This is a genomic window from Pedobacter sp. (assembly GCF_037719805.1).
Classification (GTDB): Bacteria; Bacteroidota; Bacteroidia; order Sphingobacteriales; family Sphingobacteriaceae; genus Pedobacter.
Map to the genome: position 1 here is coordinate 389,950 of NZ_JBBJLZ010000003.1, position 26,805 is coordinate 416,754.

Sequence of the window (26,805 nt, forward strand, 5' to 3'; positions counted from 1 at the left end):
CAAATGCTCGAGCTCCATGAACCTGATTTTATCGAACGCGAAACCCTTTTTATAGAAGTCGTATTGCCACTATCCCTGGCTATGAACTATACCTATAGGGTTCCATTTGACCTTAATGATCAAATTGCAGTAGGGAAGAGGGTGGTTGTTCAGTTCGGGAAGAACAAGATCTATACAGCCCTGATCAAAGCTATAAGTGCCAATGCGCCTGAAGTTTACGAGGCGAAATATATTATTGATGTAATAGACGTTCATCCCATTATTACAGAAAGTCAGCTTCAACTTTGGGAATGGATGACTACCTATTACTTATGTAATGAAGGAGACGTCATGTCTGCAGCTTTACCTACCGGTTTAAAGCTTGCCAGTGAAACGATCATTGTATTAAAAGAAGATGCTTATCCTGATGAGCTCGTCTTCACGGAGAAGGAACAAACTATTTTAGATGCCTTTCGGAACAGGCCAAGGTTAACCATAGACGATGTGTCTGCCTTGCTTGGACAAAAAACCGTTTATCCTATCATTAATTCGTTACTTGGCAAAGGGATGGTCTACATCGCTGAAGAAGTAATGGAAAAGTATAAGCCATTGCTAAAAGCTTTTGTTTCATTAAACCCCTTTTATAAGGATGAGGAAAATCTTAAGCAACTATTCAGTGTGCTGGAAAGAGCACCAAAACAACTGAACGCATTTCTTGCATACTTAAAACTATCCAAGCAACAAACTTTTATATCCAAGCAGGAACTGCTCGACGCAAGTGACTGCGGAAACCCCGCCTTCAAAGCACTTCAGGAAAAGGAGATCTTCACGGTGACTAAAAGACCGGTAAGCAGATTGCAAGACAATTCAGATGATTTTATCTTGAATTTCAAGCTTAGTGAAAGCCAGGATGCAGCACTGAATCAGATAGAAGAATCCTTCATAGATAAAGATGTCGTTTTACTTCATGGAGTAACCGCTTCTGGAAAAACGCAGATTTATATCAAGCTCATTGAAAAGGCGATAGAAAGAGGCGGGCAGGTTCTGTTTCTACTTCCTGAAATTGCGTTAACCACTCAAATAGTTGAGCGAATACAACGATATTTTGGTGATGCTATCGGCGTTTACCATTCGAAATTTAACAATAATGAACGTGTAGAGATCTGGAATAAGGTGCTAAATGGCCAATATAGAGTGGTTTTAGGCGCAAGATCAGCAGTTTTCCTACCCTTCAAGGAACTTAAATTAATTGTCGTTGATGAGGAACATGAATCGTCTTACAAGCAGCATGATCCTTCGCCAAGGTACCAGGCGAGAGATACCGCAGTCTATATGGGGCACCTTCACCATTCGAAGGTTGTTCTGGGCTCAGCTACGCCATCCATTGAAAGCTATTACAACGCTACCACAGGTAAGTACGGATTGGTCACGCTAAACCAGCGTTTCGGAGGTGTCGAACTCCCTATTCAGGAGGTCATCAGCATCGCCGAAGAAACTAAGCGTAAAAAGATGGTGTCGTACTTCTCCAGCAAACTTATTGACGAGATCACCCTTACCCTGGAGAATAAGGAGCAGGTGATTCTGTTCCAGAACAGAAGAGGTTACGCGACGATTCTTATCTGTGCAACTTGTGGTTATGCTCCAAAATGCGTTAACTGCGACGTGAGCTTGACTTACCATAAGACGAGCGGAAAACTTCACTGCCACTACTGCGGGTATCATCAGAGCAGTATCAACATTTGTCCGGCTTGCGGTTCCGTACATATTGAGCAGAAGGGCTTTGGAACAGAACGCGTAGAGGAAGAACTGAGTCTGCTGTTCCCGGAAGTGAAAATTGCCCGGCTAGACGTCGACAGCACAAGAACCAAGAACGGACTGCAACAGATTATCTCGGATTTCCAGGAGAAGAAAACAGACATTTTGATTGGAACTCAAATGGTGGCCAAAGGTCTCGATTTTGACAATGTAACGCTCATCGGCGTTATTAATGCAGATACCTTGCTCAACTTCCCAGACTTCAGGGCCTTTGAACGAAGTTACCAGTTGCTTGCGCAGGTGGCGGGCAGGGCTGGTCGCCGTGACAAGCAAGGCAAGGTCATCATCCAGGCCTATGATCAAAATCATAGGATCATCAGACAGGTTATTGAGAATAACTATCTGGAAATGTACCATGATGAGCTGGAAGAGCGAAAACGATTCCACTATCCGCCTTTTACCAAACTCATTTTTATTAATATCAAGCACAAGGATGCAGATGTACTCAACGTTGCTGCGCAAAAGTTTGCCACAGCCTTAAGGCAACACCTTGGCTCTCGCGTGCTCGGACCAGAACAGCCTATGATCGCGAGAATCAGAAACTACTATATTAAGCAGGTGATCATTAAAAGCGATAAAACTACATCGGTTACGAAAGTAAAATCTGTTCTCAAAGAAGTCGTGCTTCAGTTTCAGACCGAAAAAGAATATCGGGGTGTAAACTTCCAGATCGACGTAGATCCATATTAAATTATTGGGATTGATTCTGTGCGAATTAGAATTAAGTTGCGCCGTTGAGGGAGCATCAGTGCGTTTAATAGATTTCAAAAAGCTATTTTTGACTTGCTATGGCATACAAATTTGTTGATAATTACAGAGAACAGGGGGCAAGAAAAAAGCTGGTATTACACCTTGCATCCAGGGGAATTGAAGACAAGAATGTGCTTAAAGCGATTGGTAAAATTCCAAGACACTTTTTCTTTGATGAGACTTTCTGGAACCAGGCCTACAAAGACATCGCTTTCCCTATCGGCGACGGTCAAACCATCTCTCAGCCCTATACCGTAGCCTATCAGAGTGAGTTGCTTCATATCAAAAGAGGGGATAAGGTGCTCGAAATTGGTACCGGATCAGGCTACCAAACCTGCGTACTTATGGAACTTGGCGCAAATGTGTACACGATCGAAAGACAGGAAAGCATTTACAAACATACCATCAGAGTTCTTCCGGGAATGGGTTATAACGCTCACTTCTTCTTTGGTGATGGCTCACGAGGAATAGCCGACCATGCCCCTTATGATAAAATCATTGTCACCGCCGGTGCACCCTTTGTTCCACAGATACTTTTGAAACAGTTGAAGATAGGAGGCGTATTGGTTATACCTGTTGGCGACGAGCGTACACAGAAAATGGTAACTGTAATTCGTGTGAGTGAGTCAGATTTTGATCGGATCGAACTTGACACTTTTAGATTTGTGCCTCTGGTAGGTGATCAGGCCTGGTAAAACTAGACCTTCATTGCCCGGTCCATTTCTCTTTTGGACTCTCTGTCTTTAATGCTATCCCTTTTGTCGAACTCTTTCTTACCAGTTGCCAGAGCAATCTCGATTTTTGCAAAACCCCTTTCATTGGTAAAGATCCTTAAAGGCACAATGGTGTAGCCTTTTTCTTCTCCTTTTACTTTTAGTTTCTTCAGTTCCTTCTTTTGAAGCAAAAGAATACGGTCTCTTTTTATATCATGATGATGAAAAGAACTGTGGCTATACTCAGAGATATGCAGATTTCTAACATATAAGGTATCGCCAATGAACATACAGAAAGCATCAGTCATATTCGCTTTGCCCTGCCTGATGGCCTTTATTTCTGTACCAAGCAATGCCAGCCCTGCGTTGTATTTTTCAATTATAGTGTAATCGAAGTATGCTCTCTTGTTTTTTATCTGTATATCGTTCTTCATAGCAATGGCGCAAATATCGTTTTTTTATCTCACAATAAGGACAGGGATAGTCACCCTATGACGAACAGAGTTGACAGTGGTGCCCAAAATAACGTCTTTAAGCCCCTTGTGACCATGAGCGCCCATAACCAACAGCTCAAGATGATTTTTGTTGCTTATTTCAACGATTGCCTGAACCGTACCACCATATCCGATATGTGCAGTTGAAGTGTAACCCAGCTCTTCCAGGTTCAATTTGTACTTCTCCAGGTTGAGCTCGTCGCTTTTTGTCTCGTGATCCATAGCTGATTTTCCGTGATAGCGCGCAACAGCGGTTTCAACAACGTGGATCAGGTAGTAGTCCGCATCTTTACCACCTTGAATCAATGCATGTCTGATGGTGTTTCTATCATGTTTAGAGAAATCAACGGTGATCCCTATTCTTTTGTAATTTATTTTCTCGATTTGATCGATGTTAAGTGCATTGCCATGTGGTGCAATGATTTGTTCCGCTCGCGCTTCCTTTAACAAAGGATACACAAATATATAAACAAGCAACAAGCCAATCATAACAGCCAGAGGAACAATCAGATAATACACATACCATCCGCCATCTGCGCCCCAGGTCGTAATTTCCTCAATAACCAGTTTTACGTTCAAAGAGACAATAACAATCGAGCTAGCCCAGGCTAATATTTTTACCCATGGTTTAATTGCGAATCCCTTCATCAGTTTCTTATCCGAAGTGAAATGTATCAATGGGATCACCGCAAAACCTAGCTGTAGACTCAACACGACCTGACTTAGGATCAATAGGCCACCCAAAGCATCATCTCCAAAATAGAGGATGGTAAAAAATGCAGGTATAATCGCCAAAAGCCTGGTGATCATTCTCCTTAGCCATGGCTGAATTCTAAGCTTCAGGTGACCTTCCATTATAATCTGTCCAGCCAGAGTTCCTGTTACTGTAGAACTTTGTCCGGCAGCGATCAACGCGATGGCGAATAAAGTTGGAGCTACATTACCAAAGATGTTTTGAAGCAGCATATGTGCATCCTGAATCTCAGCAACCTCATGCAACCCGTTAGTATAAAAGGCGGCGGCAGCTAATATTAAGATTGCCGCGTTTACAAAAAAGGCAAGATTGAGCGCTACAGCAGTATCAATGAAGTTAAATTTGATCGCTTCCTTAATCCCTTTTTCGTCACGCTCAAACTTTCGCGTTTGAACTAAAGATGAGTGAAGATATAAGTTGTGAGGCATTACAGTAGCACCAATGATTCCTATCGCGATATACAAAGCATCACCAGAAAGCATTGACGGTTCAAATCCCTTTGCGATCTCCAAAAATGAAGGTTCAACTATGAACATTTCTACAAGAAAGGAGAGACCAACGATAAACACCATCGACACGATGAACGCTTCCATTTTTCGCATCCCTTTGTTCATCAAAAACAATAGGAGAATGGTGTCGAAGATCGTGACGCTGATTCCCCAGATCAAAGGAAGTCCAAACAGAAGATTTAAGCCGATTGCCATACCAATGATCTCGGCCAGATCACAAGCAACAATAGCCGTTTGTGCCAAACCAAACAATGGAAAGTTAACCCATTTAGGATAGGCATGTCGGGATGCCTGGGCTAAATCCAATCCCCTAACAATCCCCAGTCGCGCACTTAGTGACTGCAACAGCAGCGCAATTAAGTTGGACATCAATAAGATCCATATCAGCTGATAGCCGAATTTGCTACCCCCAGCTATATCCGTGGCCCAGTTACCGGGATCCATATAGCCGACACTTACCAGGTAAGCGGGACCAAGGAAAGATAATATCCGTTTCCAGCCGGTCCTCTTGCTGGTGTCAACGCTATTATGTACCTCACTCAGTGAATCAGAATGCTTTGAGTTGTCTTTATTTGCCATTATATTTTTATCAAAAGATGCTTAGCTACCTCACGACTTACATTTATCTTATTGCTTTCTAAAAGCAGCTCTACGGAGCCATCAAAGTCTATGATTTCTAAAAGCCTGATGCGCTTTCCTAAGGTGAGCTGAAGTTTTTCAAGATGTTTTAAAAAAGGGGAGGAGTGTTCACTGACACCCATAATGATTCCTTCCTGCCCGGGGTCAAGCTTGCTGAGTTTTATAAATATCTCGTTGCCGAACCTGCCATTCTTATCAGGGATCGGGTCCCCGTGTGGATCATTAGTTGGAAATTTTAAATACTCATTCAGTCGCTCCACCAATTCTGAGGAGTTGATGTGCTCCAGTTCTTCCGCAATATCATGAACCTCATCCCATTTGAAATGAAGCTTATCAACCAGAAAAACTTCCCATAAGCGGTGTTTCCTCACGATGTTTATTGCAACAGCTTTTCCAGTCTCCGTTAAGGTAACTCCTTGATATTTTCGGTAATTTACAAGCTGCTTCTCCGCTAACTTTCTCATCATATCTGTCACGGAAGCTGCCTTAGTCTGCACTTTGTCAGCTATCGAATTTGTAGTGATCAGTCCTTCAGTTGAAAGCGACAAATGATAAATTACTTTTAAATAGTTCTCCTCGGTATTTGATTGCATTAAAGTAAATCTAACAATTAATTTAGAGATATCTAAAAAATATGTCAACAAATAAAAGACATTTATTGTTTCATTTTATAGAATTAAATTTGGACGAATTGCCATTGATGTTATATCTTTGATGATAAATAATTTCAGATGGCGGTAGAATTAGACAAAACGGACCTTAAAATACTAAAACTTCTTCAAGAGAACGGGCGGATTACCAACCTGTTATTGTCTCAGGAAATCGGATTGTCTCCTGCTCCAACACTTGAACGCGTGCGTAAACTGGAGATGTCGGGCTATATCAAAAGCTATCATGCTTTGGTTGACGAAGAAAAGCTTGGTCTGGGCATTAAAACGTTCATTCAGGTTCAACTGGATTTCCATAAAAACAACACCATACAAATCTTCCTGGACGAAGTGAACCAGATTAAAGAGATTACAGAATGTCACCATGTAACAGGGCAGGCGGATTTTCTTCTTAAAGTGTATGTCAATGACATTAAAGCTTATGAGCGTCTGATCATGGATAAGATCAGTAAAATCTCTGTAGTTAAAACCTTTCAGACCATGATGATCATGTCTACTACTAAGAAAGAGCCTATTGTACCTTTAGCGTACTAGACAATTTGCCAGTCAATTGGCCCTTTACCTTCTTTTTCTAGAATCTCATTTGCTTTAGAGAAGTGCTTGCAGCCAAGGAAACCGGTATGCGCTGAAAAAGGTGAAGGATGTGGCGCTTTTAAGATCACATGCTTGTTCCCATCTATCAGCGCAGATTTATTGTGCGCATACTTACCCCATAACAAAAAAACAATTCCTTCCCTTTTTTCAGAAAGTTCCATAATGATGCGATCCGTAAAGATCTCCCAGCCTTTACCCTGGTGAGAGTTAGCTTCATGGGACCTTACCGTTAGCGTTGCATTCAAAAGTAAAACACCTTCATCTGCCCATTTGGTAAGCTCTCCATGAGCAGGCATCCTATATCCGGGGAAGTCATCTACCAGTTCCTTATATATATTCTTTAACGATGGTGGTATTCCGACTCCTTTTTGAACAGAAAAAGAAAGCCCATGAGCTTGTCCTTGTCCATGATAGGGATCCTGTCCTAAAATTACCACCTTTACTTTGTCGAAGGGTGTATGGTTAAGCGCGTTAAAGATGTCTGATCCTTTTGGATAAACAGTATGCCCGGTTTGCTTCTCTTCCAATAAGAATGCTTTTAGCTTGACCATGTAATCCTTTTGAAATTCTCCTTCAAGCGCTTTAAGCCAGCTTTTTTCCAATGCAATGGACATATTTTATTCGTTAGTTAAAAGGTAATACCAATCTTTTTCCAAGGTTTCCATAGGCATTTCTACAATTCTTCCAACTTCCCTGCCATCAAATGAGAAGATAAACGTCGGCACTTTATCAATGTTTAGCACTGCCACTTGCTCCTCAAAGCTACGCTTTGTTTGATCAACCGCAATAATCTTAACATCGTTTTCGGGAATTTCCAGCTCTTGGATTACTTTCAGAAAGCGTGGTACCTGCCGCAGGCTGTCCCCACACCAGGTCCCCATAACAATGACGATCTTCAACCCCTGAACCAACGGTTTAAGCGCCCCTATCGTTTCCTCGTCAGGCTGGTAGCCATCGTTTTCTTTATCGTAATAGTGTGTAAAACCGGGGAAAGCAATCAGGCCTTCCAATGTACAATCACCGACCAACATGGTCTTTTCATGAATCGTTTGTACGCTGTTCATAGCAGGTATTTATTTGATGAAATAAAAATATTAAATCTGTTATTTAGTAATTATACACGATATTTGCCCAAAATTAATAGTGGTTATGCCAAACATAGTTCGTCTTATTATAGGTTTTGTTTTATTAGGAGCTTCAATTGCCCTGATGATCTTCGGTTTCTGGGGATGGGGTATTTTAGGTGTCTTTATCAGTATATTGGTCTTCGTAACTTTCTTCTTCAATGAGAACATGTTATTAGCGCAATGGTTTCTTAGAAAAGACGATATGCCAAAAGCAGAGCGCTTCTTAAAAAGGATCACTGATTATGAAAAGCAATTGATTCGTGTACAACACGGTTATTACAACCTTTTAATAGGATTGATTGAATCCAGGAAAGCACCGATGCAGTCAGAGAAGTATTTCAAGAAGGCAGTATCCCTGGGCTTACATATGGATCATAACATTGCATTGGCAAAGCTGAGTCTGGCCGGAATAGCAATGGGTAAGCGAAACAAAAGAGAAGCAACCATGTACCTATCAGAAGCTAAGAAAGCCGATAAGAACAAGTTGCTGGCAGATCAGATTAAACAGATGAAAGACCAGATGGTCTTAATGGACAGACAACAGATCAGATACAGATAGAAGATATAAAAGCCACACCCGGAAAGTGTGGTTTTTACTTTTCGCTAAGCCTGTCAAAGTTTTCGTTGATGACATAGTCCGATGATCTGCTGATCACATCGTCTTCCATATATTCGTTCCTCTTTGTAAAGAACAGTTGTTCTGACTGGATTCTTTTGATCAACTGTCTGATCAGGGTAAGGTCAAATGAGTCTTTGCTCAATTTGATGCAGTATTCGTTGTCGGTTATTTCGAGACTAGAGATGTTCATATATATTGAATTATTGTACATCCTAAATTAAGAAAGCCCTGCTACAATAAATGCGGCAGGGCTTTAAGCTTCTGTTATGTTTATGTTAAGAGAACCAGGCAGTTACTTCTTCTTTCGAAGGCATCACAAGGTCTAACTTTAGTTTCTTACGCATCCCGCCCAGGTCATAGAAGACCTTATTTGGATTTGCACTTTTTAACTCCTCAATACTGTTAATTCCCATTTTTCGGATCACCTGGACCCATTCTGCAGCTACGCCTTCATTAATGAAGTCCTCATCTGTGGTCACTTTTGCTTTTTTCTCCGGCCTCATCTGAGGGAAAAATAAGACTTCCTGTATGGTCGACTGGTTAGTCATCAGCATTACCAAACGGTCAATTCCAATTCCTAAGCCTGAGGTAGGAGGCATTCCATACTCCAAAGCCCTGATAAAGTCTTCATCCATTGCCATTGCTTCTGCGTCGCCTCTAGCAGCCAGTTTCAGCTGATCTTCAAAGCGCTCGCGTTGATCAATTGGATCATTAAGCTCTGAATAAGCATTTCCAATCTCTTTACCTAGAATGAATAATTCAAATCTTTCTACCAGACCTTCTTTGCTACGGTGTTTCTTAGCTAAAGGGGTCATCTCTAAAGGGTAGTCGGTAATGTATGTGGGTTGGATTAAGTTTGCTTCTACTTTTTCACTGAATATCTCATCTATCAGCTTTCCACGACCCATACTTGCATCGATCTCAATGCCCAGACCCTTGCAGATGTCCTGAAGTTCCAACTCTGTCATTTCTGAAACATCGATGCCTGTGTATTTCTCGATAGACTCATACATCGTGAGTTTCTCATAAGGTCCTTCAAAGTTGATTTGATGTTCACCTACAGTAACTATTGGAGATCCATGAATAGCGACCGCGATCTTCTCAAAACACGCCTCTACCATGGCCATCATCCAGATGTAGTCTTTGTAGGCCACATAGATTTCCATGGACGTATACTCTGGATTATGTGTGCGGTCCATACCTTCATTTCTGAACATCTTCCCAAACTCGTATACTCCGTCGAAACCAGCAACGATCAACCTTTTCAGATACAATTCGTTGGCGATACGCAGGTACAAAGGCATATCCAGGGTATTATGATGGGTGTTGAACGGACGGGCCGCTGCACCACCATGAATTGGCTGTAAGATCGGCGTCTCTACTTCCATCCATCCTTGCTCATCGAAATATGCCCGCATGGTATTGATCACCTTTGAGCGGTTAATGAAGATCTGCTTGAAATCAGGATTAACCGTTAGATCCACATAACGTTGTCTGTAACGCAATTCCGGATCGGTAAAGCCATCGTATATATTCCCTTCTTCGTCTCTTTTAACAATAGGAAGCGGTTTTAATGATTTTGAAAGCAAGGTAAGCTCGGTAACGTGAATGGATATTTCACCAGTTTGGGTAGTGAAAGCGTATCCCTTTATACCTATGAAATCGCCAAGATCCATCAGTTTCTTAAAAACTGTGTTGTAAAGCGTTTTGTCTTCATCAGGACAAAGCTCATCTCTTTTTAAGTATACCTGTATTCTGCCAGTCGCATCTTGTAGTTCAACAAAAGAAGCAGGACCCATGATCCGGCGGGTCATAATTCTCCCTGCGATACTAATATTTTGATATGCTGAATTGTTACCTTCGTAGTTAGCTAATATACCTGCTGCATTTGCATTGATCTCGAATTCCTCAGCAGGATAAGGATTGATGCCCAGTTCGCGCAACTGATTCAGCGAACTGCGACGTAATACTTCTTGTTCTGATAGTCCTGTACTCATATATGTGGTGTAACCGGCTTACCGCCGAATTTCTGCAAAAATAGACATTTACATTTAATCCGCCTCGACAGATTCTGCATACATATCATTTATTGCAGCTGCATATTTGTTTTCAATTACTTTCCTCTTTGGTTTCATAGTTGGCGTGATTTCGCCGGCTTCCATGCTAAAAGGCATTCGTTTAATCTTGAAGTTTTTGATGCGCTCAAACTTGGCTAAATCTGCCGCATACTTCTTTACATCCTTTGCAATCCAGTCCACGATTTCTTTTTCCTCAATAAATACGTCTGATTTAGCAAAGAAGGATGTTGGCAAATTGAAGGCTTCTTGTAACGTTTCGTGATTGGGAATAATGATGGCAGTTAAATATTCTCGCTTATCTCCAATCAAAAACAACTGATCGATCTTCAAGCTTTTTAAGTAGATGTTCTCTACCGGAGTAGGGTATACATTCTTGCCATAGGCATTAACGATCATGTTTTTTAAGCGATCGGTGATCTGGAGATTGCCCTTGTAAAACCTACCTATATCTCCGGTATGGAACCATTGGTCCTTATCAATTGCCTCAGCCGTTTCTGCTGGCTTGTTAAAATAGCCCTGCATCACGCAATGTCCTCTTACAATGATCTCGCCTTCCTCGCAGGTAAAATCTTCATTGAAGGTTTCATGCGTTTGCACGCTTACCATATGTTTGCTGTCTATATCTTGTATGCCTATTTCTATACCAGGGATCACACGACCCACGGTTCCGTACACCTGTCTGTGGTATTCTGTGACCGACATCACAGGTGAGGTTTCGGTTAAACCAAAACCTTCCAAAATCTTTATGCCCAAATTTCCAAAAAACTCCCCAACATTCTTTGGTAAGGCTGCACCTCCAGAGATCATGAATTTCAACCTGCCACCGGTTTTCTCTTTTATTTTACTAAACACCAGTTTTTCCGCGATCGCCTTTTTAAGCGAAAGTAGGATTCCAGGGTTTGTACCTGCTTCCTTCTTCTGGCGGTATTGTTGTCCGATATCCAGTGCCCACAAAAAGATTTTAGCTTTAGTTCCGCCTGCAGCTGTTCCGCCTTTAATCGCTTTGTCGTGGATCTTCTCCAGTAACCTCGGCACGCAGCTCATTACCGTCGGCCTGACTTCTCCCATATTCTTAGCCAGGAGTTCCAGGCTTTGTGCGAAAGCAATTTTACATCCTTGTGCGCAGCAAACATGGTAAGTTGCGGTGCGCTCAAACACATGCGATAGTGGTAAAAACGACAAAAAAGTCTCTGTTTCGTCGATCACCGGGATTTGCTGCAAGCATACCTCGACGTTCCGAACAAAGTTATTGTGAGAAAGCATGACTCCTTTTGGAGTACCGGTCGTCCCTGAAGTATAGATCAAAGAAGAAGTGTCAGCCGGTCTTATGGAGGTTCTGAGGTTATTTATTTGTTCAAGAATCTCAGGTTCTAAATTGCCTTGGTTCGCTATTATATCATTGAAGTAAAGGACCTTTGCCCTTAGATCGGGAGCTAGCGTCACTTTAGTGTACTCTTCAAAAGCGGGAATAATATAAAGCAGATCTTTGCAGTTGTTTGCAATCTTCAATACTTTCTTTAACAGAAAGGCATTACCTATTAAAATCGCCTTGATTCCAGAATCGTTGATGATGTATTCCACTTCATGTTCCGATAGGGTGGGGTAGATTGAAACATTGATGGCACCTATTTGCTGAATACCTTGATCGTAATACACATACTCAGTGGAGTTTTCAATCATCAGGCCCATTCTATCTCCTTTAACTATGCCCCTTTTTATACAGAAAGCAGAAACTGCATCAGCAGCATCCAAAGTTGTCCGGTAGGAGATCTCTTCCCAATTATCGCCTTTTTTGTGAATTAAAAATGTCTCTTCTGGTTTATGAATATTCTCAACAACGTTCCTAAGCAGACCAGGAACGGTAGAAAAATCATTAAATGATACCATATAAATGTTAATTAGCTCGGTTAATGTATTAAAACGGTTTATCTGTATAACAAAAAAAGGGCACCGAAGTGCCCTTTCAAATATAGTAAATGAATATTAAACTGAGAAACTCTCTCCGCAACCACAAGAGCGGCTTGCGTTTGGATTATTGAACGCAAAACCTTTTCCGTTCAAACCATCTGAGAAATCAAGTTCAGTGCCTGCGAGATAGAGAAAAGACTTCATGTCTAAAGCAATCTTTATTCCTCTGTCCTCGAAAAACTGATCTCCTTTTTGTTCTTCATTATCAAAATCAAGATTATAAGAAAGACCAGAACAGCCACCACCCTTAACAGAAACGCGCAAGAAATAATGCTCGTCCATAGCTGCATCCTGCATCAAATGGTCAATTTTACTTTTCGCCTTATCAGTTATCGTGATCATAGTATTGGTATTTATTAGTGATGTGACTTCGCCAATACTAATGGCGCCAAACCGTTTTTAACTCGGAAGTCGTTTATTGCTGATTTGATCGCATCTTCAGCCAATACAGAACAGTGAATTTTCACTGGTGGTAATGCCAATTCTTCAACGATGTCCATGTTATCGATTTCCATTGCCTGATCTACGGTTTTACCCTTCAACCACTCTGTTGCTAAGGAAGAAGAAGCAATTGCTGATCCGCAACCAAATGTTTTGAATTTAGCATCAGTGATCACGTTGTTCTCATCAACCTCGATCTGAAGACGCATTACGTCTCCACACTCAGGTGCGCCAACTAATCCGGTTCCAACTGATTTGCTATCTTTATTTAAAGTACCAACATTTCTTGGGTTGGTATAATGTTCCATTACTTTCTCTGAATAAGCCATATTATTTTCTTTTAATTAGTGTTCTGCCCACTCTATTTTACTTAAATCGATACCTTCTTTAAACATCTCCCAAAGTGGAGAAAGATCTCTCAGGTGATTTACTGCTTTCTTTGTATTTTCAATCGCGTAATCCACTTCTGCTTCTGTAGTAAAGCGACCTAAGCCGAATCGTATCGAAGAGTGTGCCAAGTCGTCTGATAAACCAAGACTTTTTAACACGTAAGACGGTTCTAAGGACGCGGATGTACAGGCAGACCCCGAAGAAACTGCCAAATCTTTCATTGCCATCATTAAGCCTTCACCTTCTACATATTTGAAAGAGATGTTTGCTACGTGCGGTAAGCGATGCTGAACGTTTCCGTTTACATAACTCTCTTCCATCACGGTTAGTGAGCTTTCCAGTTTATCTCTTAAGGCAGATAAACGCGTTGCTTCGCTGTCCATTTCTAGACGGCATAGTTCACAAGCTTTACCTAAACCAACGATTCCAGGTACATTTAATGTACCGGAACGCATACCACGTTCGTGACCGCCGCCATCCATTTGAGCCGTAACTTTAACTCTTGGATTTTTACGTCTTACATAAAGAACACCAACACCTTTCGGACCGTACATTTTGTGTGCGGAGAATGCTAAAAGGTCTATGCCATCTGCATTCACATCAACAGGAATTTTACCTACTGCCTGTGTAGCATCCGTCATAAACAATGCACCCCACTTATGCGCGATTGCTGATATTTCTTTAATTGGCTGAATTACACCGATTTCATTATTACCATACATGATGGTAACCAGAATAGTTTGTTCGGTCATTGCAGCTTCTAAATCCTGAAGATCGATAAGTCCGTCTTCTTTCACATTCAAGTAAGTGACTCTCGCGCCAAGCTTTTCCAAATGCTTACAGGTATCCAGTACCGCTTTATGTTCTGTAGTTGCAGTGATAATGTGATTACCCTTTTCTGCATACATTTCAAAAACACCTTTAATTCCAAGGTTATCTGCCTCAGTTGCTCCTGATGTGAAAATGATTTCTTTTTCAGTACATCCGATCAATTTTGCAGCCTGTTCACGCGCATAATCAACGCCCTCTTCCGCAACCCAGCCAAAAGCATGGTTACGACTAGCAGCATTACCGAACTTGCTGGTGAAATATGGTAGCATCGCATCTAATACTCTAGGATCTAGAGGCGTAGTAGCGTTATTATCTAAGTAAATAGGAAGTTCCATTATTTTTATATATCTTAATAATACACAAAGATACGTAAAAAGTATCCCAATAGTTATAATTTTTAGCTATGCGCCTATAGGCAAAAGCTGCATTTTTACATTCAAATAACGGTTCAAAGCCATATGAAGAAAGTCGAGCACATAGGTATAGCCGTAAAAGATATCGCGCAGTCTTCTGCCCTGTATGAGACGCTACTTGGTGTGCCCTGTTACAAGACTGAAGTCGTCTCTTCTGAAGCTGTTCAAACGGCTTTTTTTCAGGTAGGAGACAGTAAGATCGAGTTGCTAAGCGCAACCGATGAACAAAGTGTAATCGCTAAATTTATTGATAAGAAAGGCGAGGGAATCCATCATATTGCTTTTGAAGTCGAGGATATCTTGAAAGAGATGGAACGACTTAAAGCAGCAGGATTCACATTGCTGAATGAGCAACCCAAACCAGGTGCGGACAACAAGTTGGTGTGTTTTGTTCACCCGAAGGGAACAAACGGAGTTCTGATTGAGCTGTGCCAGGATCGGACCAGGGTCTAGTCACGCTTTGGTTGCTGCTGCCGTAATCGTATCACGCTCCCACGGTGAGGCCGCCTTTTCTCTAACAAAAGGCGGCCTCACCGTGGCCTCACTGCGGCCGCACGGCGGCCTCACCCAAAGCAAGACTCGAGCAGACCTAACCTTATGGCGAAGAAAATGGCTAGCAATTTTAAGGCTCCCTGTTCCCACGAACGAAAATCGGGGGCTGCTTTATGCAAAGCAATGAGCAAACGGATGTGCAATATGACACAATTACGAATTTATTAATACACCTCCTTGTAAATTAAAAATAAAATCTTGATATTTGCATCTTTGAAAATAAGCGACAAATAAGTATATAACAATATGAAAAAAGATCTGCATCCGTCAAACTATAGATTTGTAGTATTTAAAGATATGTCAAACGAATATTCTTTCTTAACTAAATCTTGTGTAGATACTAAAGAGTCTGTTCAGTGGGAAGATGGTAAAGAATATCCTCTTTACAAGTTAGAGATTTCTCATACTTCACATCCTTTTTATACTGGTAAAATGAAATTGGTTGATACAGCTGGTCGTATCGATAAATTCAAAACTCGTTACGCTAAGAAGTAATCTTACCATTTTACAAATTATTTTTAGAGTCCCCTTGCTGTTGCATCGGGACTTTTTCTATTTTTGTTGCCTATGACAATCAATTTGTTTGATGATGCTGCATGGCAGACCCTGCTTCCTCTTACCTTCACCAGACCGGTTGCAGATCTACGCTTAGGGATCTTAACGATTTCTCAAAAATGGGAAAAGCACCTAAAAGCGAAAGCTGGCTTTGTTACCGCCGATTATCTCCAGGTAAAATATCCTCAGGCAAACGATGCGGAACTGTTTATAAATGGAAGTGTTTGTCCGGATGCCGATCTTTTAGAAGCCATCGATCAACTCCAGGCAGGACAAGCATTATACGCTGCAGAAACTTTACTGGTCTATAAGAGCGACGCAGATGGCGCTTCGAAGACTTTCGATACCGCACAATATCAACCTGTAGCTTATTCGAAAAGCTTCATCAGAATTACCTATCCTGAAGATATCTTTAAGTTCAATGATGAAGAGATCCGTAAGGACTTCAACCTCATCACTTCCGGAAGAACTTCCGCTCCGCTCAGTAGCACAAATACATTTATTGGTGATCATTTCTTTGCGGAAGAAGGTGCACAGGCAGAATGCGCCACGTTCAACAGCCTTGCCGGACCAATATACATAGGTGCCAACTCAGAAGTTTGGGAAGGCAGTAACATTCGCGGTTCCTTTGTCCTTTGCCATGATTCTCAAGTCAAAATGGGAACGAAGATTTATGGGAAAACGACGATAGGGCCATTCAGCAGAGTGGGTGGTGAGATCAACAATGCGGTGATTTGGGGATATTCGTCTAAGGGTCATGAGGGTTATCTTGGCAACTCGGTAATGGGACAATGGTGCAATATTGGAGCAGATAGCAACAACTCAAATCTGAAGAACAATTATGCCGAGGTTCGTCTTTGGGATTATACAACGACCAGTTTCAGGAAGACCGGACTGCAATTTTGCGGATTGATCATGGCCGACCATTCCAAGTGTGGGATTAACACCATGTTCAACACAGGAACGGTTGCCGGGGTAAGTGCCAATATTTTTGGTGCAGGTTTTCCAAGGAATTTCATCCCTGACTTTGCATGGGGAGGGGCACAAGGCTTTGAGGTATATAGCTTAAACAAAATGTTCGAGACCGCAACAAAAGTCTTCGAGCGTAGAGATCTTTTATTTGATCAGGTAGAAAAAGACATACTAACACAGATATTTACAGACACTAAAATCCATCGACACTTTTAAAGAGTCTATTGTCGTTATCAATTTATTCAAACATATTATGAGAAAGAAAATAGTAGCAGGAAACTGGAAAATGAACCTTGATTATGCGGAAGGCGTATCATTGTTCTCGGAAATCGTTAACATGGTAAAAGACGAGAAAAAAGGTGATCAGATTGCAATTATCTGCGCGCCTTCGATTCATTTACACAGTCTTGCCAAACTAGGCGGTACCGCATTGAGCATTGGTGCTCAAAACTGTCATCAAAAAGAAAGTGGTGCTTACACTGGAGAGATCTCTGCTAAAATGATTAAGTCGGTTGGTTGTGAGTATGTGATCATTGGCCATTCAGAAAGACGTCAGTATTTTGCAGAATCTGATGAATTGTTGGCTGAAAAGACCGTTCTTGCCTTGCAGCACGGCCTGACGCCACTATTTTGTATCGGTGAAACCCTGGATGAAAGAAATAACGGCAGCTACTTTGAGGTGTTAAAATCACAATTACTCCATGGCGTGTTCGCTTTATCCAGCGAAGATTTCTCTAAGATCGTTATTGCTTATGAGCCAGTTTGGGCTATAGGAACAGGCTTAACGGCTTCATCAGCGCAAGCTCAGGAAGTACATGCGTTTATCCGCCAGGAAATCGCTGCACAATATGATGCTGCAATTGCGGAAGAGACAAGCATCCTTTACGGTGGAAGCTGTAACCCAAAAAATGCTGCTGAACTGTTTGCGCAAGCGGATATAGACGGTGGTTTGATCGGTGGAGCATCTTTGAAATCAAGAGATTTCCTGGATATCATTAAAACTTTCAATTCTTAATGCAATACATACAAGTTACTTTCCAGTTCAGTGCTATTGAAGAGTATCAAAAGGACTTGTTGGTTGACGAACTAGGCAGCATCGGTTACAACACTTTCGAGGATGTAACCGGTGGTTTTGCTGCTTTTATTGACCTGGCTTCCTATGACGCGGATCAATTGGAAGCCGTTACTGCTGCATTGGATGCAGATCTAAACTGCATTACTACCGTATCTGAGATCGCTGCTGAGAACTGGAACGAAGAATGGGAGAAAAACTTTGAGCCACTGGTAATCGACGAGCAATGTTATGTGAGAGCTACTTTTCATAAGCCGAGGCCGGAAATCCCTTACGAGATCGTCATTGATCCAAAGATGGCGTTTGGAACGGGACATCATCAAACAACTACGATGATGATGCAATACCTTTTAAGTGCAGATGTTTCTGGGAAATCCATCCTGGATATGGGCTGCGGTACGGGAATTTTAGCAATCCTGGCTGCAAAGCTTGGTGCAGGAGACCTGGTAGCGATAGACAATGATGACGTTTGTTACTTGAGTACGCTGGAAAACGCTGCCTTAAATAAAATTACCAATATTAAAGCCATATGTGGTGGAAAAGAAGTCATCCCAGAGCAGCAGTTTGATGCCATTCTCGCAAACATCAACAGAAATATTTTACTGGATCAGATCGCTGACTATGCAAAGGTGCTTAAAGCAGGCGGCGCCATTTACTTTAGCGGCTTTTATGAGCATCCGGATCTGGATATGATAAAGGCGGCCTGTGCGGAGTTTTCAATCGGGTACATCAACCATAAGATAATAGGTGATTGGGTAGCCGCCCACTTTACTAAAAACTAATATATGCGCATACATTTTATAGCGATAGGAGGGAGTGCAATGCACAACCTTGCTATTGCATTACATAAAAAGGGGTATCAGGTAAGTGGTTCGGATGATGCTATTTTTGAACCTTCAAGCACCCGTCTGGCTAATTATGGCTTGCTGCCGGAAAGGATGGGCTGGTACAAGGAGAATATTACAGCAGATCTTGACGCGGTAATCTTAGGTATGCATGCGCTGACCGATAATCCGGAGCTGCTAATGGCTCAAGAACTTGGCCTTAAGATATACTCTTACCCGGAGTATATTTATGAACAAACTAAAGACAAGCTCAGGGTAGTGATTGGCGGTAGCCACGGTAAAACGACAATCACCTCGATGATACTTCATGTGTTGAACTATTACGGCAGAGATATTGATTATCTGGTAGGTGCACAATTAGCCGGCTTCGATACGATGGTTAAGATCACCGAAGATGCGGCGGTAATTATTATAGAAGGGGACGAATACCTTGCCTCGCCGATAGACAGGCGACCAAAGTTCCACCTGTACAAGGCTAATATCGCCGTAATCAGTGGAATAGCCTGGGATCACATTAACGTATTTCCTACCTACGCCGACTACACCAGACAATTTGAGCTCTTTATTGATACCATACAACCAAATGGCACCTTAATCTACTGTGAGGCTGATCAGGATTTGAATGTCATTGCTAAAGCCTCTGCGGCAGCTATTACTAAGATCCCTTATAACATTCCGGATCACAGGATCGACAATGGTATTACTTACCTTCTTCCAAGTGAAACACCATTGGAGGTGTTTGGCGACCATAATTTGATGAATCTTAATGCAGCTAAGTTGGTGTGTCAGCTGCTTGATGTTTCAGAAGATGATTTCCATACGGCGATTTCTTCGTTCACCGGGGCGGCTAAGCGCCTGGAGATCGTTAGCATCAGAGACAATACCAATGTTTATAAGGATTTTGCACATTCACCTTCGAAGCTAAAGGCGACCATTGAAGCAGTGAAAATGCAGTTCCCACAAAGGAAGCTTGTAGCCTGTATTGAGTTGCATACATTTAGTAGTCTGAACAAAGGTTTTCTAAGCCAATACGACAGTAGTATGGCAAAAGCTGATGTGGCAATTGTTTTTATAGATAAAAAAACATTTCTGCATAAGAAAATGGAGCCCTTCACTGAAGAAGATGTACAATCGGCGTTTAACGATGATAGAATTGTGTTTTTTGATGAAATTGCTTTATTGGAAAGTTACTTAACAAGCATGAGTTATCAGGATACAAACTTGTTGATGATGAGTTCCGGGAGTTACAGCGGGTTAGATCTTGGTAATTTGGCACGTGAGTTGAATACCTTTGGGTAACACATTAAAGTATCAACTTAAAACTGAAATATGAATACCATAGGTAAGAACATTAGGCAATTGCGTCAAAAGAAAAGTTGGAGTCAGGGGGAGGTAGCCAAACGCCTAAGTATTTCCATTCCTGCGTTTTCCAAGATTGAAACGGGTATTACCGATATTAATATCTCCAGATTAGATCAAATCGCTACATTATTCGAAGTCTCTACGATGGATATCATCTCTAAAGAGGGAGAAAACCCACAATCGTTGAATTCTGAAGAGATAAACAAATTAAAGGAAAAGCTTTCTCTACGCGAGGAGGAAATCATTAAGCTTCAAAAGAAAGTGATTGATCTCTACGAAGAAATTAGAGAGAGATAGCCTTAGAAAATCTTCCGCATCGTAAGGTGCCGCTTACCAAAGGTGGCACCTGTTGCTTGATGAATTGCAAGCATTTTGTCGTTAAAATCACCTACCCACGATAGTTCCAGTTCATCGTACTGGTTCATGGGCAGAACATACTCTTTCAGTTTGATAAAAAGTGCAGACTCCAGGCCATGTTTTTGATAGGCTTGCTTTGTTCCCATCACAATGGCACGCATTCTGTTTACGCCCACCCAGCGCTTGTAGACAAACTTTAGCTTTTCAATAAGACCCAGCTTTCCATTAAAATCCTTAATCATTTGATTGGCATCAGGAATAATCACCACAAAGGATGCCGGTTCTCCGTTAAGGTATGCGAACCAGATCAGTTTTTCATCCATTATGGTTTCCATCTTTTTGAAGCTCTCTAAGAGCGTTTCTTTTTTTACGGGAACGAAGTTCTCAAAGTCCTTCCAGGCGTCGTTATAGATCTCCATTAGGTCGTTCACGTATTTGTCGGCATTCTTCTTAGAGAAATGTTCGAAGCTATATCCTGGTTTGTTCGCTACCCATGTTGCTATTTTAGTGAAACGCTCCGGAAAAGGGTTCCGTACAGCTAGGTGATTGGTAATTTGTTCGTATACTTTTTCAAAACCGTACTGTTTGAAAAGGTCGAGGTAGTAAGGGAAATTATAGTTCATGCCGTAAGAAGGAGGGGTGAAGCCTTCTACAAGCAAGCCCCAGAAAGAATCGTTCTCTCCAAAGTTGATTGGTCCGTCTGTCGCCTGCATTCCATGGCTCATCAACCATGTTTTCGCTTCATCAAACAATCTGTTTGCTGCTTCTACACTATCAATGCATTCGAAGAAACCTATCCCTCCGGTTGGGACTTCGTACTGGTAAGCTTTCTTATCATTAATGAAGGCCGCAATTCTACCGATGACCTGGCCGTTATCGTCTTCAAGGATCCATCTTGTACACTTGCCGTGCTTAAAAAACGTATTCTTCTGCGGGTTAAAAATGTCTTCTACATCGTTGTCAAGTGGACAAATCCAATTTATGTCGTCTTTATACAGAAAACGTGCTACGTCTAAAAATTGCTTTTTACTAATTCTATCTTCAACGGGTTTGATGGTCATGCAGTACAGATGGTATGATAATTAAAAAGCATCCCTGGGGATGCTGTAAAATAGGTTATCGTATAATGATAGTTAATTAATAATCGTCGTCATCATCGTCTGCAGGGTATGCATCGAATGTTTCAAGGTCGTCCAGAGGGACGTCGAAGTCATCATCATCATCAAATTTGTCCTTTGTAGTCTCTTCGATTGAATCGTCCATTTCATCTTCGGGATCTTCTGCTGGACTTTTAGTAACTGGTTTGTTTGGAGTTTTCATATGCAATAAAATTACAGGGGTTGCACTTACCATTAAAAATACAAATCATCTTAAAAATGCCGGCTCCGCATTTAGATTTTTTGTGTTCCCAAAAATAAAACAAAAATCAACTTGTTAGAACACTTTATTTATAAAAGATTATTTGAGCGAGAATTTAGGGCATAAAAAAATGGTAAAGCTTTGGACTTTACCATTTTTTAACACACAAATGAAACCTGAATTGAGATATAGTTTTAGGTTAGGTAAAATATCTTTGATCAATTCTCTAAGAACGTACTTACAAACACTCGGTTTGTTTTAATATCTATAACAAGTTTAAGGCAAATCTTAAAGTGATTCATTTATACTTAGTAAGTGGTATACATCACTGAGTAAACGGTATTTTTACCTTAAAAGGCGATCTCAATCGATACAAAAGTGCCGGAATCACCGTTTTGGCGGATGTCCATCTGTATCGGATTTGAGCCTACTTGATTTAATAAATTGATACGCTCTTTTGTTAAGCTCATTCCTTTACTGATGTGTTCGCCCTTTTTTTCTCTCAGAGAATTGTCAATTCCCACCCCATCATCTTTCACCTGGATCAACAGCTTGTCATTAGAAGTTAATGAAATAACCACATCTATTGTTCCGCCCTCTTCTTTTGGCATAATGCCGTGCCATATCGCGTTTTCAATATATGGCTGCAGGATCATGGACGGAATAAGCGTCTCCTCCCGATCAATAAGCGGGTCAACGGTGATCTTATAGTTGAGTTTCCCGCCGAACCTCTTCTTTTCAAGACTTAAATAAAGCTCCAGGTATTCAATTTCTTCCTCAACGCTGATGTAGCTTTTGGTACAGATCTCCAGATTCTTTCTGATTAACCGGGCAAAACCCGTCAGTACCTTATTTGCTGATCCCGTGTCTTTCGTATTGATGTAGTGTTGAATCGAGTTCATTACATTGAATACGAAATGAGGATTCATCATTGCCTGTAATGCACGCTGTTCGAGCATCAGAATTTTGTTCTTTAACAACAACTCTTCCTGCTCTTTATTCTTTTGCCTTCGGGTTACGGTAACTGCGGCTTTATAAAGGATAAGTCCCCCGATTACGAATAGGAGCGCTATGAACCATAAAGATTGCCAAAAGTGTTTCTCTAACTCAAAGATTACGATGGCAGGTTTACTCCAACTGCTGTCGGTGCTCTTAGCGCTGAGTTCAAAGCTGTACTTTCCGGGTTCCAGTGAGCTAAACTCCAGTCGTCTCGTTCTGGTTTCCGTCCAGCTGGCGTCACTTTTCAAACGGTACCTGTAGGTAATGTTCCTATTTTGAAAGTCAACAGCGCTGTAGTAGAAAGAAATGCTGTTGTTGGATGGGTTAAGCACATAATCCGGGTTACCAATATCCAGCTTGATCTGGTTATTTACGATAGAGGTAATGTAGACTTTTGGCGCTTCAACGTAAGGCTTGACCGGCGCAATCTGGAAATAAACAACGCCACTGTTTGTCGCGAAATAGGCGTATTGGTCTTCTATATAAAGGCCATTGACGTCATCTTTAAGCAAGGAGTTGGTGTACTCAAAAGTTTCGATGCTTGTTTCATTGTTGTTTATCGACACCTTATTAATGCCTTCGTTAGTAACCACCCAAATTTTTCCGTTTTTAACGAACAGCTTTTTACAGATGTTATCAGCCAGGCCATCCTTCTGGCTAATCACTTTCGTAATGCGCCCATCTTTTATACAAACCAATCCATAGCCGTCAGTGGCAAGAAGGATGGTTCCATCTTCCAATTGCTGGATGTCGTTAATCCTTCTGGTGAGTAGTGAATCCGTTTTATAATGGTTAGATGCTTTGCCGTCTGACAGCTCGGATAAGCCGCTGATGCTGGAAAACCAAAGATTCTGCTTATTGTCGTAAAAAACACAATAAGCCCTTCCAGGAAAGAAATCGGCGCCTCTTTTGAAAGAGAAGGAGTTAAATTCGAATTTAGCACTGCTGTTGGGCAGAATAACTACTCCGGAAGATAAGGCGAGCGACAAGCTTCCTTTTTTAGAGATGCTGAAACTTTTAATAACAAACATCGAGTTGTTACTTTCCTTTAGGTAATCAATGGGCGAGTTTAGATTGTCGGCATTGTTGATTCTTCCTAATCCATATTCACTGGAAAAGTAGATGGCATTATGCAGGCTATCATAGTTGATCTGCTTGATTACATTATATTTTTCGGTGTTAGGTAATTTGATGTTGTTAACCCTGTATCCTGGGGCGCTGAGGATGTTTATCGTTCCGTCATCCATCCCCAGCCAGAACTTGTTTCTATCTTTGGTGATGCTCTTTACGGCATCTTGAGTGAGGCCTTCTCTTTGCCCGACAATATACAGCCGTTCATCACGCCGTGGCAGCATGTACATTCCATTAGCGGTGGTAAACCACATGTTATTCTTAGCATCTTTTATGACCTGGCTGGCCGCAATATTAGGCACGTAATCATAGGTTAAACCATTTTTTTCTATATGATGTACTCCTGAATTGTTGGGGATCCATATTCCATTATCCTCATCCAGATAAAAATATCCCAAGTCTCCTGTTAGTGTTCGCCCTGGAATAGACCTTTCGAAAGTCTCTGTGTAGCCATAGCGAACATTGAGTCTGGTTTTATCAAGAAAAGCAAGGCTTTTATCAGGCAGGTTCATTGCCGTTTTATAGGAGATTGGCAGGGAATGATGAGGCACAATTTTAAAGGACTTTCCTTCTAATACCCTAACGCTTGTATTGCTATATGCCCATATTTTACCCTGAGCATCTTCGTGTATGAATGAATTTATAAATTGCCTGTCCTCATTTGCAGAAATGTATTTCATGATACTTTTGCCGTCCCACATCACCAAAAGGTTCCTATTGGTTCCAAACCATATCCTGCCTTTAGTGTCTTGAAAGAAGGAAACGACAATGGAGTTGAATCTGAGTAGTCGGAGCAGCTCACTGTTACTTTGGTTGTAGATCTTGCCGTTAAAAAAGTAGCTGATCTGACCGTTTAAGGCGAGAAACCAAATCTTGCCACTTCGGTCTTCTTTTAGTTGAAGTATTTGATTATCTGGCAGCCCATCGTCAATCGAGAAGTTTTCGAAAACACGACCATCGAATCGGCTAACGCCGGCATCAGTAGCGATCCAGATGTATCCTTTTGAATCTTGAAGCGAGTAATAACAATTATTACTCGGAAGCCCATTCTTGGTACTGAAGTGTTGCAAAAACACCGATTGGGAGTAGGAATTGCTGCTGATAAAGCCAGCCAGCATAAATAAAGAGAAAAACAGGAAGCGTTGAGTTCTACTTTTCACTTTCAAAACTGGTATATGATTTTACTTTGTCCAGGAAGTCGCTCGCACGCCTTCTTGATACCGCGATTCTGTCACCATTCTTTAGGGTTACTTCCAGTCCGTTTCTGGAATTATATTCTAATACATAATCGAGGTTGACAATACTTGATTTGTGCACTCTGATAAACTGATTGACGGGGAGGATCTCTTCATATTCTTTCAGGACCTTTGAAACTGTAATTTTTTCTCCGGTCACCAGGTAGAAAATAGAATAGTTGCTATCAGCTGCGATGTGTACGATATCGGAAATGTTGGTCAAGCTATATCCCTGTCCATTGGGCAAACTAATTTTACGGATCTCTGTACGGTCGTGTAATTGTTGAGCTAAATTTTGTAGATTATCATTGCGCGCAAGGCCATTTTTTTTCAAAGAAATGTATTCAACGGCCTTGTCCACTGCCTGTTTCAGTTCATCAATATCGATTGGTTTTAATAAATAATCAAGGGCATTTGCTTTGATGGCTTTCAGTGCGTACTGGTCGTAAGCTGTTGTAAAAATCACATGTGCTTTGCTGTCTCTTGCATTACCTATTAATTCGAAACCATTTTCGCCAGGCATGGCGATATCTAAGAAGATAAGGTCGATGGGATGTTGTGCGAGAAGATTTCTAGCTTCTGCTACAGATTTTGCAATACCGGTAATCTGGATGTTTTCGCAGTTTTCCTGAAGCAGAAAGTATAGGGATGAACGTGCGAATTCCTCATCGTCAACAATAATTGCATGAAGTGCCATAGCTTATATTAGAAGGTGAATTTATCAAAAAATAAGAATGGTTAACAACGTTTTTTTTCTAATTGAGAAAACCGAAAGTTTTATTCCTTCGTATGTGACACTATAAAGACACAACTAGGAAGAATAACTAGTTCGTTTGACCCTAATAACCAATTAATTAAAAACTTAATCACTATGAAAAACTTACAACAATTAGAAGAGCAAGAAGAAAGGAGCCTATTAACTGCTCCACTACAGCGCCGATCTTTCTTGCAGTTTGCAGGAGCAGGTCTGGCAGGTGCGGCATTATTAGCGGCAGGATGTACTAAGGATGACGGCATTGTAGCTGCTCCATCAGCAGGTGTCACTTTAGATTTTAAAGATGACTTCGGTGTTTTGAACTATGCATATGCATTAGAGCAATTAGAAGCAGCTTTTTATATTCAGGTGGCTTCTAGCTTCGCGTCTGGATTCTCCCCAGCTGAGCGTGCAAAATTAGATGACATCAGGCTTCATGAGATTGCACACAGAGAATTCTTTAAAAAAGCGTTAGGCAGTGCAGGTATTGGTAGTTTGGAGGTTGATTTCTCATCCATAAGTTTCTCTGATAGAACCAGCGTTTTAGCTACCGCGAAAGCCTTTGAAGATTTAGGAGTTGCTGCTTACAATGGTGCTGGGGTAAGGATTAAAGATGATAAGTATTTGGTAGCTGCGGGACAGATTGTATCTGTTGAGGCGCGTCATGCAGCCTACATTCGAGATATTATTTCGAACGGCAGTTTTGCCAATTCTGAAGTAGTTGATTCAAACGGTTTGGATCAGGCACTAACACCAGATAAAGTACTTGCCATAGCTGGTAAATATATTAAAACCAAAGTGAACGTTATCAACCTTTAATCTTAAAATAA

Annotated in this window: 27 protein-coding genes; 12 read left to right on the forward strand and 15 right to left on the reverse strand. The window is 41.3% G+C overall.

From position 1 onward, the window contains the following. Window positions 1-3 precede the first annotated feature (3 nt). Complete coding sequence (priA, locus tag WKF66_RS11420; RefSeq protein ID WP_489674580.1) at window positions 4-2,484, forward strand: replication restart helicase PriA; 2,481 nt, start codon at window positions 4-6, stop codon at window positions 2,482-2,484. A 98-nt stretch (window positions 2,485-2,582) separates the two neighbouring features. Then, window positions 2,583-3,239, forward strand: coding sequence for a protein-L-isoaspartate(D-aspartate) O-methyltransferase (locus tag WKF66_RS11425; protein ID WP_489674581.1), 657 nt, complete (start codon window positions 2,583-2,585; stop codon window positions 3,237-3,239). A gap of 2 nt (window positions 3,240-3,241) precedes the next feature. Here the strand turns inward: WKF66_RS11425 and smpB are convergent, their stop codons facing one another. Genes smpB through WKF66_RS11440 form a run of 3 tightly spaced genes read right to left on the reverse strand, consistent with a single transcriptional unit; the run spans window position 3,242 to window position 6,246 of the window. After that, on the reverse strand, window positions 3,242-3,691 hold the full coding sequence (gene smpB / locus WKF66_RS11430) for an SsrA-binding protein SmpB (protein WP_489674582.1): 450 nt from the start codon (window positions 3,689-3,691) through the stop codon (window positions 3,242-3,244). Between the two features lie 24 nt (window positions 3,692-3,715). Continuing rightward, on the reverse strand, window positions 3,716-5,593 hold the full coding sequence (locus WKF66_RS11435; RefSeq protein ID WP_489674583.1) for an Nramp family divalent metal transporter: 1,878 nt from the start codon (window positions 5,591-5,593) through the stop codon (window positions 3,716-3,718). Continuing rightward, window positions 5,593-6,246, reverse strand: coding sequence for a metal-dependent transcriptional regulator (locus WKF66_RS11440; RefSeq protein WP_489674584.1), 654 nt, complete (start codon window positions 6,244-6,246; stop codon window positions 5,593-5,595). The genes WKF66_RS11435 and WKF66_RS11440 overlap by 1 nt, the downstream gene beginning before the upstream one ends. Before the next feature lie 138 nt (window positions 6,247-6,384). Here WKF66_RS11440 and WKF66_RS11445 point away from each other — a divergent pair, with 138 nt between their 5' ends. Beyond that, window positions 6,385-6,855 (forward strand): Lrp/AsnC family transcriptional regulator, encoded by a 471-nt coding sequence (locus WKF66_RS11445; protein WP_489674585.1) that lies wholly within the window; start codon window positions 6,385-6,387, stop codon window positions 6,853-6,855. Here the strand turns inward: WKF66_RS11445 and ung are convergent. Continuing rightward, window positions 6,852-7,529 carry a uracil-DNA glycosylase gene (gene ung / locus WKF66_RS11450; RefSeq protein WP_489674586.1) on the reverse strand — a complete coding sequence of 226 codons (678 nt, stop codon included), beginning with the start codon at window positions 7,527-7,529 and terminating at the stop codon, window positions 6,852-6,854. The genes WKF66_RS11445 and ung overlap by 4 nt on opposite strands. A gap of 3 nt (window positions 7,530-7,532) precedes the next feature. Next, window positions 7,533-7,979 (reverse strand): thioredoxin family protein, encoded by a 447-nt coding sequence (locus tag WKF66_RS11455; protein WP_489674587.1) that lies wholly within the window; start codon window positions 7,977-7,979, stop codon window positions 7,533-7,535. An 85-nt stretch (window positions 7,980-8,064) separates the two neighbouring features. Between WKF66_RS11455 and WKF66_RS11460 the strand changes: the two genes are divergently transcribed. Continuing rightward, complete coding sequence (locus WKF66_RS11460) at window positions 8,065-8,601, forward strand: DUF2892 domain-containing protein (protein WP_489674588.1); 537 nt, start codon at window positions 8,065-8,067, stop codon at window positions 8,599-8,601. A gap of 34 nt (window positions 8,602-8,635) precedes the next feature. Here the strand turns inward: WKF66_RS11460 and WKF66_RS11465 are convergent, their stop codons facing one another. The 6 genes from WKF66_RS11465 to WKF66_RS11490 form a co-directional block, all read right to left on the reverse strand. Then, entirely contained in the window at window positions 8,636-8,851 is a 216-nt protein-coding gene (locus tag WKF66_RS11465; protein WP_489674589.1) for a hypothetical protein, read from the reverse strand. 85 nt (window positions 8,852-8,936) lie between these two features. Then, window positions 8,937-10,658, reverse strand: coding sequence for a lysine--tRNA ligase (gene lysS, locus WKF66_RS11470; protein WP_489674590.1), 1,722 nt, complete (start codon window positions 10,656-10,658; stop codon window positions 8,937-8,939). 54 nt (window positions 10,659-10,712) lie between these two features. Beyond that, window positions 10,713-12,626, reverse strand: coding sequence for an AMP-dependent synthetase/ligase (locus WKF66_RS11475; RefSeq protein ID WP_489674591.1), 1,914 nt, complete (start codon window positions 12,624-12,626; stop codon window positions 10,713-10,715). A 96-nt stretch (window positions 12,627-12,722) separates the two neighbouring features. Further along, on the reverse strand, window positions 12,723-13,049 hold the full coding sequence (locus WKF66_RS11480) for a HesB/IscA family protein (protein ID WP_489674592.1): 327 nt from the start codon (window positions 13,047-13,049) through the stop codon (window positions 12,723-12,725). 14 nt (window positions 13,050-13,063) lie between these two features. Beyond that, window positions 13,064-13,477, reverse strand: coding sequence for a Fe-S cluster assembly scaffold IscU (gene iscU, locus WKF66_RS11485; RefSeq protein ID WP_489674593.1), 414 nt, complete (start codon window positions 13,475-13,477; stop codon window positions 13,064-13,066). A 15-nt stretch (window positions 13,478-13,492) separates the two neighbouring features. Beyond that, window positions 13,493-14,704 (reverse strand): IscS subfamily cysteine desulfurase, encoded by a 1,212-nt coding sequence (locus tag WKF66_RS11490; RefSeq protein WP_489674594.1) that lies wholly within the window; start codon window positions 14,702-14,704, stop codon window positions 13,493-13,495. A 123-nt stretch (window positions 14,705-14,827) separates the two neighbouring features. Between WKF66_RS11490 and mce the strand changes: the two genes are divergently transcribed. The 7 genes from mce to WKF66_RS11525 all read left to right on the forward strand — a co-directional run bounded on the left by mce (window position 14,828) and on the right by WKF66_RS11525 (window position 20,437). Beyond that, window positions 14,828-15,235, forward strand: a complete 408-nt coding sequence (gene mce / locus WKF66_RS11495) for a methylmalonyl-CoA epimerase (protein WP_489674595.1) — start codon at window positions 14,828-14,830, stop codon at window positions 15,233-15,235. 345 nt (window positions 15,236-15,580) lie between these two features. Then, on the forward strand, window positions 15,581-15,829 hold the full coding sequence (locus WKF66_RS11500) for a type B 50S ribosomal protein L31 (protein ID WP_489674596.1): 249 nt from the start codon (window positions 15,581-15,583) through the stop codon (window positions 15,827-15,829). A 72-nt stretch (window positions 15,830-15,901) separates the two neighbouring features. Next, the gene (locus WKF66_RS11505; RefSeq protein ID WP_489674597.1) at window positions 15,902-17,077 is read left to right on the forward strand and encodes a putative sugar nucleotidyl transferase; all 1,176 of its coding nucleotides are present in this window, start codon (window positions 15,902-15,904) and stop codon (window positions 17,075-17,077) included. Window positions 17,078-17,114: 37 nt separating this feature from the next. Beyond that, window positions 17,115-17,876, forward strand: coding sequence for a triose-phosphate isomerase (tpiA, locus tag WKF66_RS11510; protein ID WP_489674598.1), 762 nt, complete (start codon window positions 17,115-17,117; stop codon window positions 17,874-17,876). Continuing rightward, window positions 17,876-18,715, forward strand: a complete 840-nt coding sequence (gene prmA / locus WKF66_RS11515) for a 50S ribosomal protein L11 methyltransferase (RefSeq protein WP_489674599.1) — start codon at window positions 17,876-17,878, stop codon at window positions 18,713-18,715. Before tpiA ends, prmA begins: the two co-directional genes overlap by 1 nt. A 3-nt stretch (window positions 18,716-18,718) precedes the next feature. Beyond that, window positions 18,719-20,077 carry a UDP-N-acetylmuramate--L-alanine ligase gene (locus WKF66_RS11520; protein WP_489674600.1) on the forward strand — a complete coding sequence of 453 codons (1,359 nt, stop codon included), beginning with the start codon at window positions 18,719-18,721 and terminating at the stop codon, window positions 20,075-20,077. 30 nt (window positions 20,078-20,107) lie between these two features. After that, on the forward strand, window positions 20,108-20,437 hold the full coding sequence (locus WKF66_RS11525) for a helix-turn-helix domain-containing protein (RefSeq protein WP_489674601.1): 330 nt from the start codon (window positions 20,108-20,110) through the stop codon (window positions 20,435-20,437). 2 nt (window positions 20,438-20,439) lie between these two features. Here WKF66_RS11525 and WKF66_RS11530 read toward each other — a convergent pair whose 3' ends face one another. From WKF66_RS11530 to WKF66_RS11545, 4 genes are all read right to left on the reverse strand, one after another. After that, complete coding sequence (locus WKF66_RS11530) at window positions 20,440-21,558, reverse strand: GNAT family N-acetyltransferase (protein WP_489674602.1); 1,119 nt, start codon at window positions 21,556-21,558, stop codon at window positions 20,440-20,442. A 76-nt stretch (window positions 21,559-21,634) separates the two neighbouring features. Next, window positions 21,635-21,817: a hypothetical protein gene (locus WKF66_RS11535; protein WP_489674603.1), complete on the reverse strand. Its 183-nt coding sequence runs from the start codon at window positions 21,815-21,817 to the stop codon at window positions 21,635-21,637. 389 nt (window positions 21,818-22,206) lie between these two features. Next, on the reverse strand, window positions 22,207-25,146 hold the full coding sequence (locus WKF66_RS11540) for a ligand-binding sensor domain-containing protein (protein ID WP_489674604.1): 2,940 nt from the start codon (window positions 25,144-25,146) through the stop codon (window positions 22,207-22,209). Next, window positions 25,136-25,918 carry a LytR/AlgR family response regulator transcription factor gene (locus tag WKF66_RS11545; protein WP_489674605.1) on the reverse strand — a complete coding sequence of 261 codons (783 nt, stop codon included), beginning with the start codon at window positions 25,916-25,918 and terminating at the stop codon, window positions 25,136-25,138. Before WKF66_RS11545 ends, WKF66_RS11540 begins: the two co-directional genes overlap by 11 nt. 174 nt (window positions 25,919-26,092) lie before the next feature. Between WKF66_RS11545 and WKF66_RS11550 the strand changes: the two genes are divergently transcribed. After that, on the forward strand, window positions 26,093-26,794 hold the full coding sequence (locus tag WKF66_RS11550) for a ferritin-like domain-containing protein (RefSeq protein WP_489674606.1): 702 nt from the start codon (window positions 26,093-26,095) through the stop codon (window positions 26,792-26,794). The last annotated feature ends 11 nt before the right edge of the window (window positions 26,795-26,805 follow it).

What these genes read in the sequence shown, in the direction of transcription:
- WKF66_RS11445 (WP_489674585.1), top strand. Translation starts at nt 6,385, where the DNA reads ATGGCGGTAGAATTAGACAAAACGGACCTTAAAATACTAAAACTTCTT.
- WKF66_RS11465 (WP_489674589.1), bottom strand. Translation starts at nt 8,851, where the DNA reads ATGAACATCTCTAGTCTCGAAATAACCGACAACGAATACTGCATCAAA.
- priA (WP_489674580.1), top strand. Translation starts at nt 4, where the DNA reads ATGCTCGAGCTCCATGAACCTGATTTTATCGAACGCGAAACCCTTTTT.
- iscU (WP_489674593.1), bottom strand. Translation starts at nt 13,477, where the DNA reads ATGGCTTATTCAGAGAAAGTAATGGAACATTATACCAACCCAAGAAAT.
- WKF66_RS11525 (WP_489674601.1), top strand. Translation starts at nt 20,108, where the DNA reads ATGAATACCATAGGTAAGAACATTAGGCAATTGCGTCAAAAGAAAAGT.
- WKF66_RS11535 (WP_489674603.1), bottom strand. Translation starts at nt 21,817, where the DNA reads ATGAAAACTCCAAACAAACCAGTTACTAAAAGTCCAGCAGAAGATCCC.
- WKF66_RS11440 (WP_489674584.1), bottom strand. Translation starts at nt 6,246, where the DNA reads ATGCAATCAAATACCGAGGAGAACTATTTAAAAGTAATTTATCATTTG.
- tpiA (WP_489674598.1), top strand. Translation starts at nt 17,115, where the DNA reads ATGAGAAAGAAAATAGTAGCAGGAAACTGGAAAATGAACCTTGATTAT.
- WKF66_RS11425 (WP_489674581.1), top strand. Translation starts at nt 2,583, where the DNA reads ATGGCATACAAATTTGTTGATAATTACAGAGAACAGGGGGCAAGAAAA.
- lysS (WP_489674590.1), bottom strand. Translation starts at nt 10,658, where the DNA reads ATGAGTACAGGACTATCAGAACAAGAAGTATTACGTCGCAGTTCGCTG.
- mce (WP_489674595.1), top strand. Translation starts at nt 14,828, where the DNA reads ATGAAGAAAGTCGAGCACATAGGTATAGCCGTAAAAGATATCGCGCAG.
- WKF66_RS11520 (WP_489674600.1), top strand. Translation starts at nt 18,719, where the DNA reads ATGCGCATACATTTTATAGCGATAGGAGGGAGTGCAATGCACAACCTT.
- WKF66_RS11530 (WP_489674602.1), bottom strand. Translation starts at nt 21,558, where the DNA reads ATGACCATCAAACCCGTTGAAGATAGAATTAGTAAAAAGCAATTTTTA.
- WKF66_RS11455 (WP_489674587.1), bottom strand. Translation starts at nt 7,979, where the DNA reads ATGAACAGCGTACAAACGATTCATGAAAAGACCATGTTGGTCGGTGAT.
- WKF66_RS11435 (WP_489674583.1), bottom strand. Translation starts at nt 5,593, where the DNA reads ATGGCAAATAAAGACAACTCAAAGCATTCTGATTCACTGAGTGAGGTA.
- WKF66_RS11500 (WP_489674596.1), top strand. Translation starts at nt 15,581, where the DNA reads ATGAAAAAAGATCTGCATCCGTCAAACTATAGATTTGTAGTATTTAAA.
- prmA (WP_489674599.1), top strand. Translation starts at nt 17,876, where the DNA reads ATGCAATACATACAAGTTACTTTCCAGTTCAGTGCTATTGAAGAGTAT.
- WKF66_RS11480 (WP_489674592.1), bottom strand. Translation starts at nt 13,049, where the DNA reads ATGATCACGATAACTGATAAGGCGAAAAGTAAAATTGACCATTTGATG.
- WKF66_RS11550 (WP_489674606.1), top strand. Translation starts at nt 26,093, where the DNA reads ATGAAAAACTTACAACAATTAGAAGAGCAAGAAGAAAGGAGCCTATTA.
- WKF66_RS11475 (WP_489674591.1), bottom strand. Translation starts at nt 12,626, where the DNA reads ATGGTATCATTTAATGATTTTTCTACCGTTCCTGGTCTGCTTAGGAAC.
- WKF66_RS11460 (WP_489674588.1), top strand. Translation starts at nt 8,065, where the DNA reads ATGCCAAACATAGTTCGTCTTATTATAGGTTTTGTTTTATTAGGAGCT.
- smpB (WP_489674582.1), bottom strand. Translation starts at nt 3,691, where the DNA reads ATGAAGAACGATATACAGATAAAAAACAAGAGAGCATACTTCGATTAC.
- WKF66_RS11545 (WP_489674605.1), bottom strand. Translation starts at nt 25,918, where the DNA reads ATGGCACTTCATGCAATTATTGTTGACGATGAGGAATTCGCACGTTCA.
- WKF66_RS11505 (WP_489674597.1), top strand. Translation starts at nt 15,902, where the DNA reads ATGACAATCAATTTGTTTGATGATGCTGCATGGCAGACCCTGCTTCCT.
- ung (WP_489674586.1), bottom strand. Translation starts at nt 7,529, where the DNA reads ATGTCCATTGCATTGGAAAAAAGCTGGCTTAAAGCGCTTGAAGGAGAA.
- WKF66_RS11490 (WP_489674594.1), bottom strand. Translation starts at nt 14,704, where the DNA reads ATGGAACTTCCTATTTACTTAGATAATAACGCTACTACGCCTCTAGAT.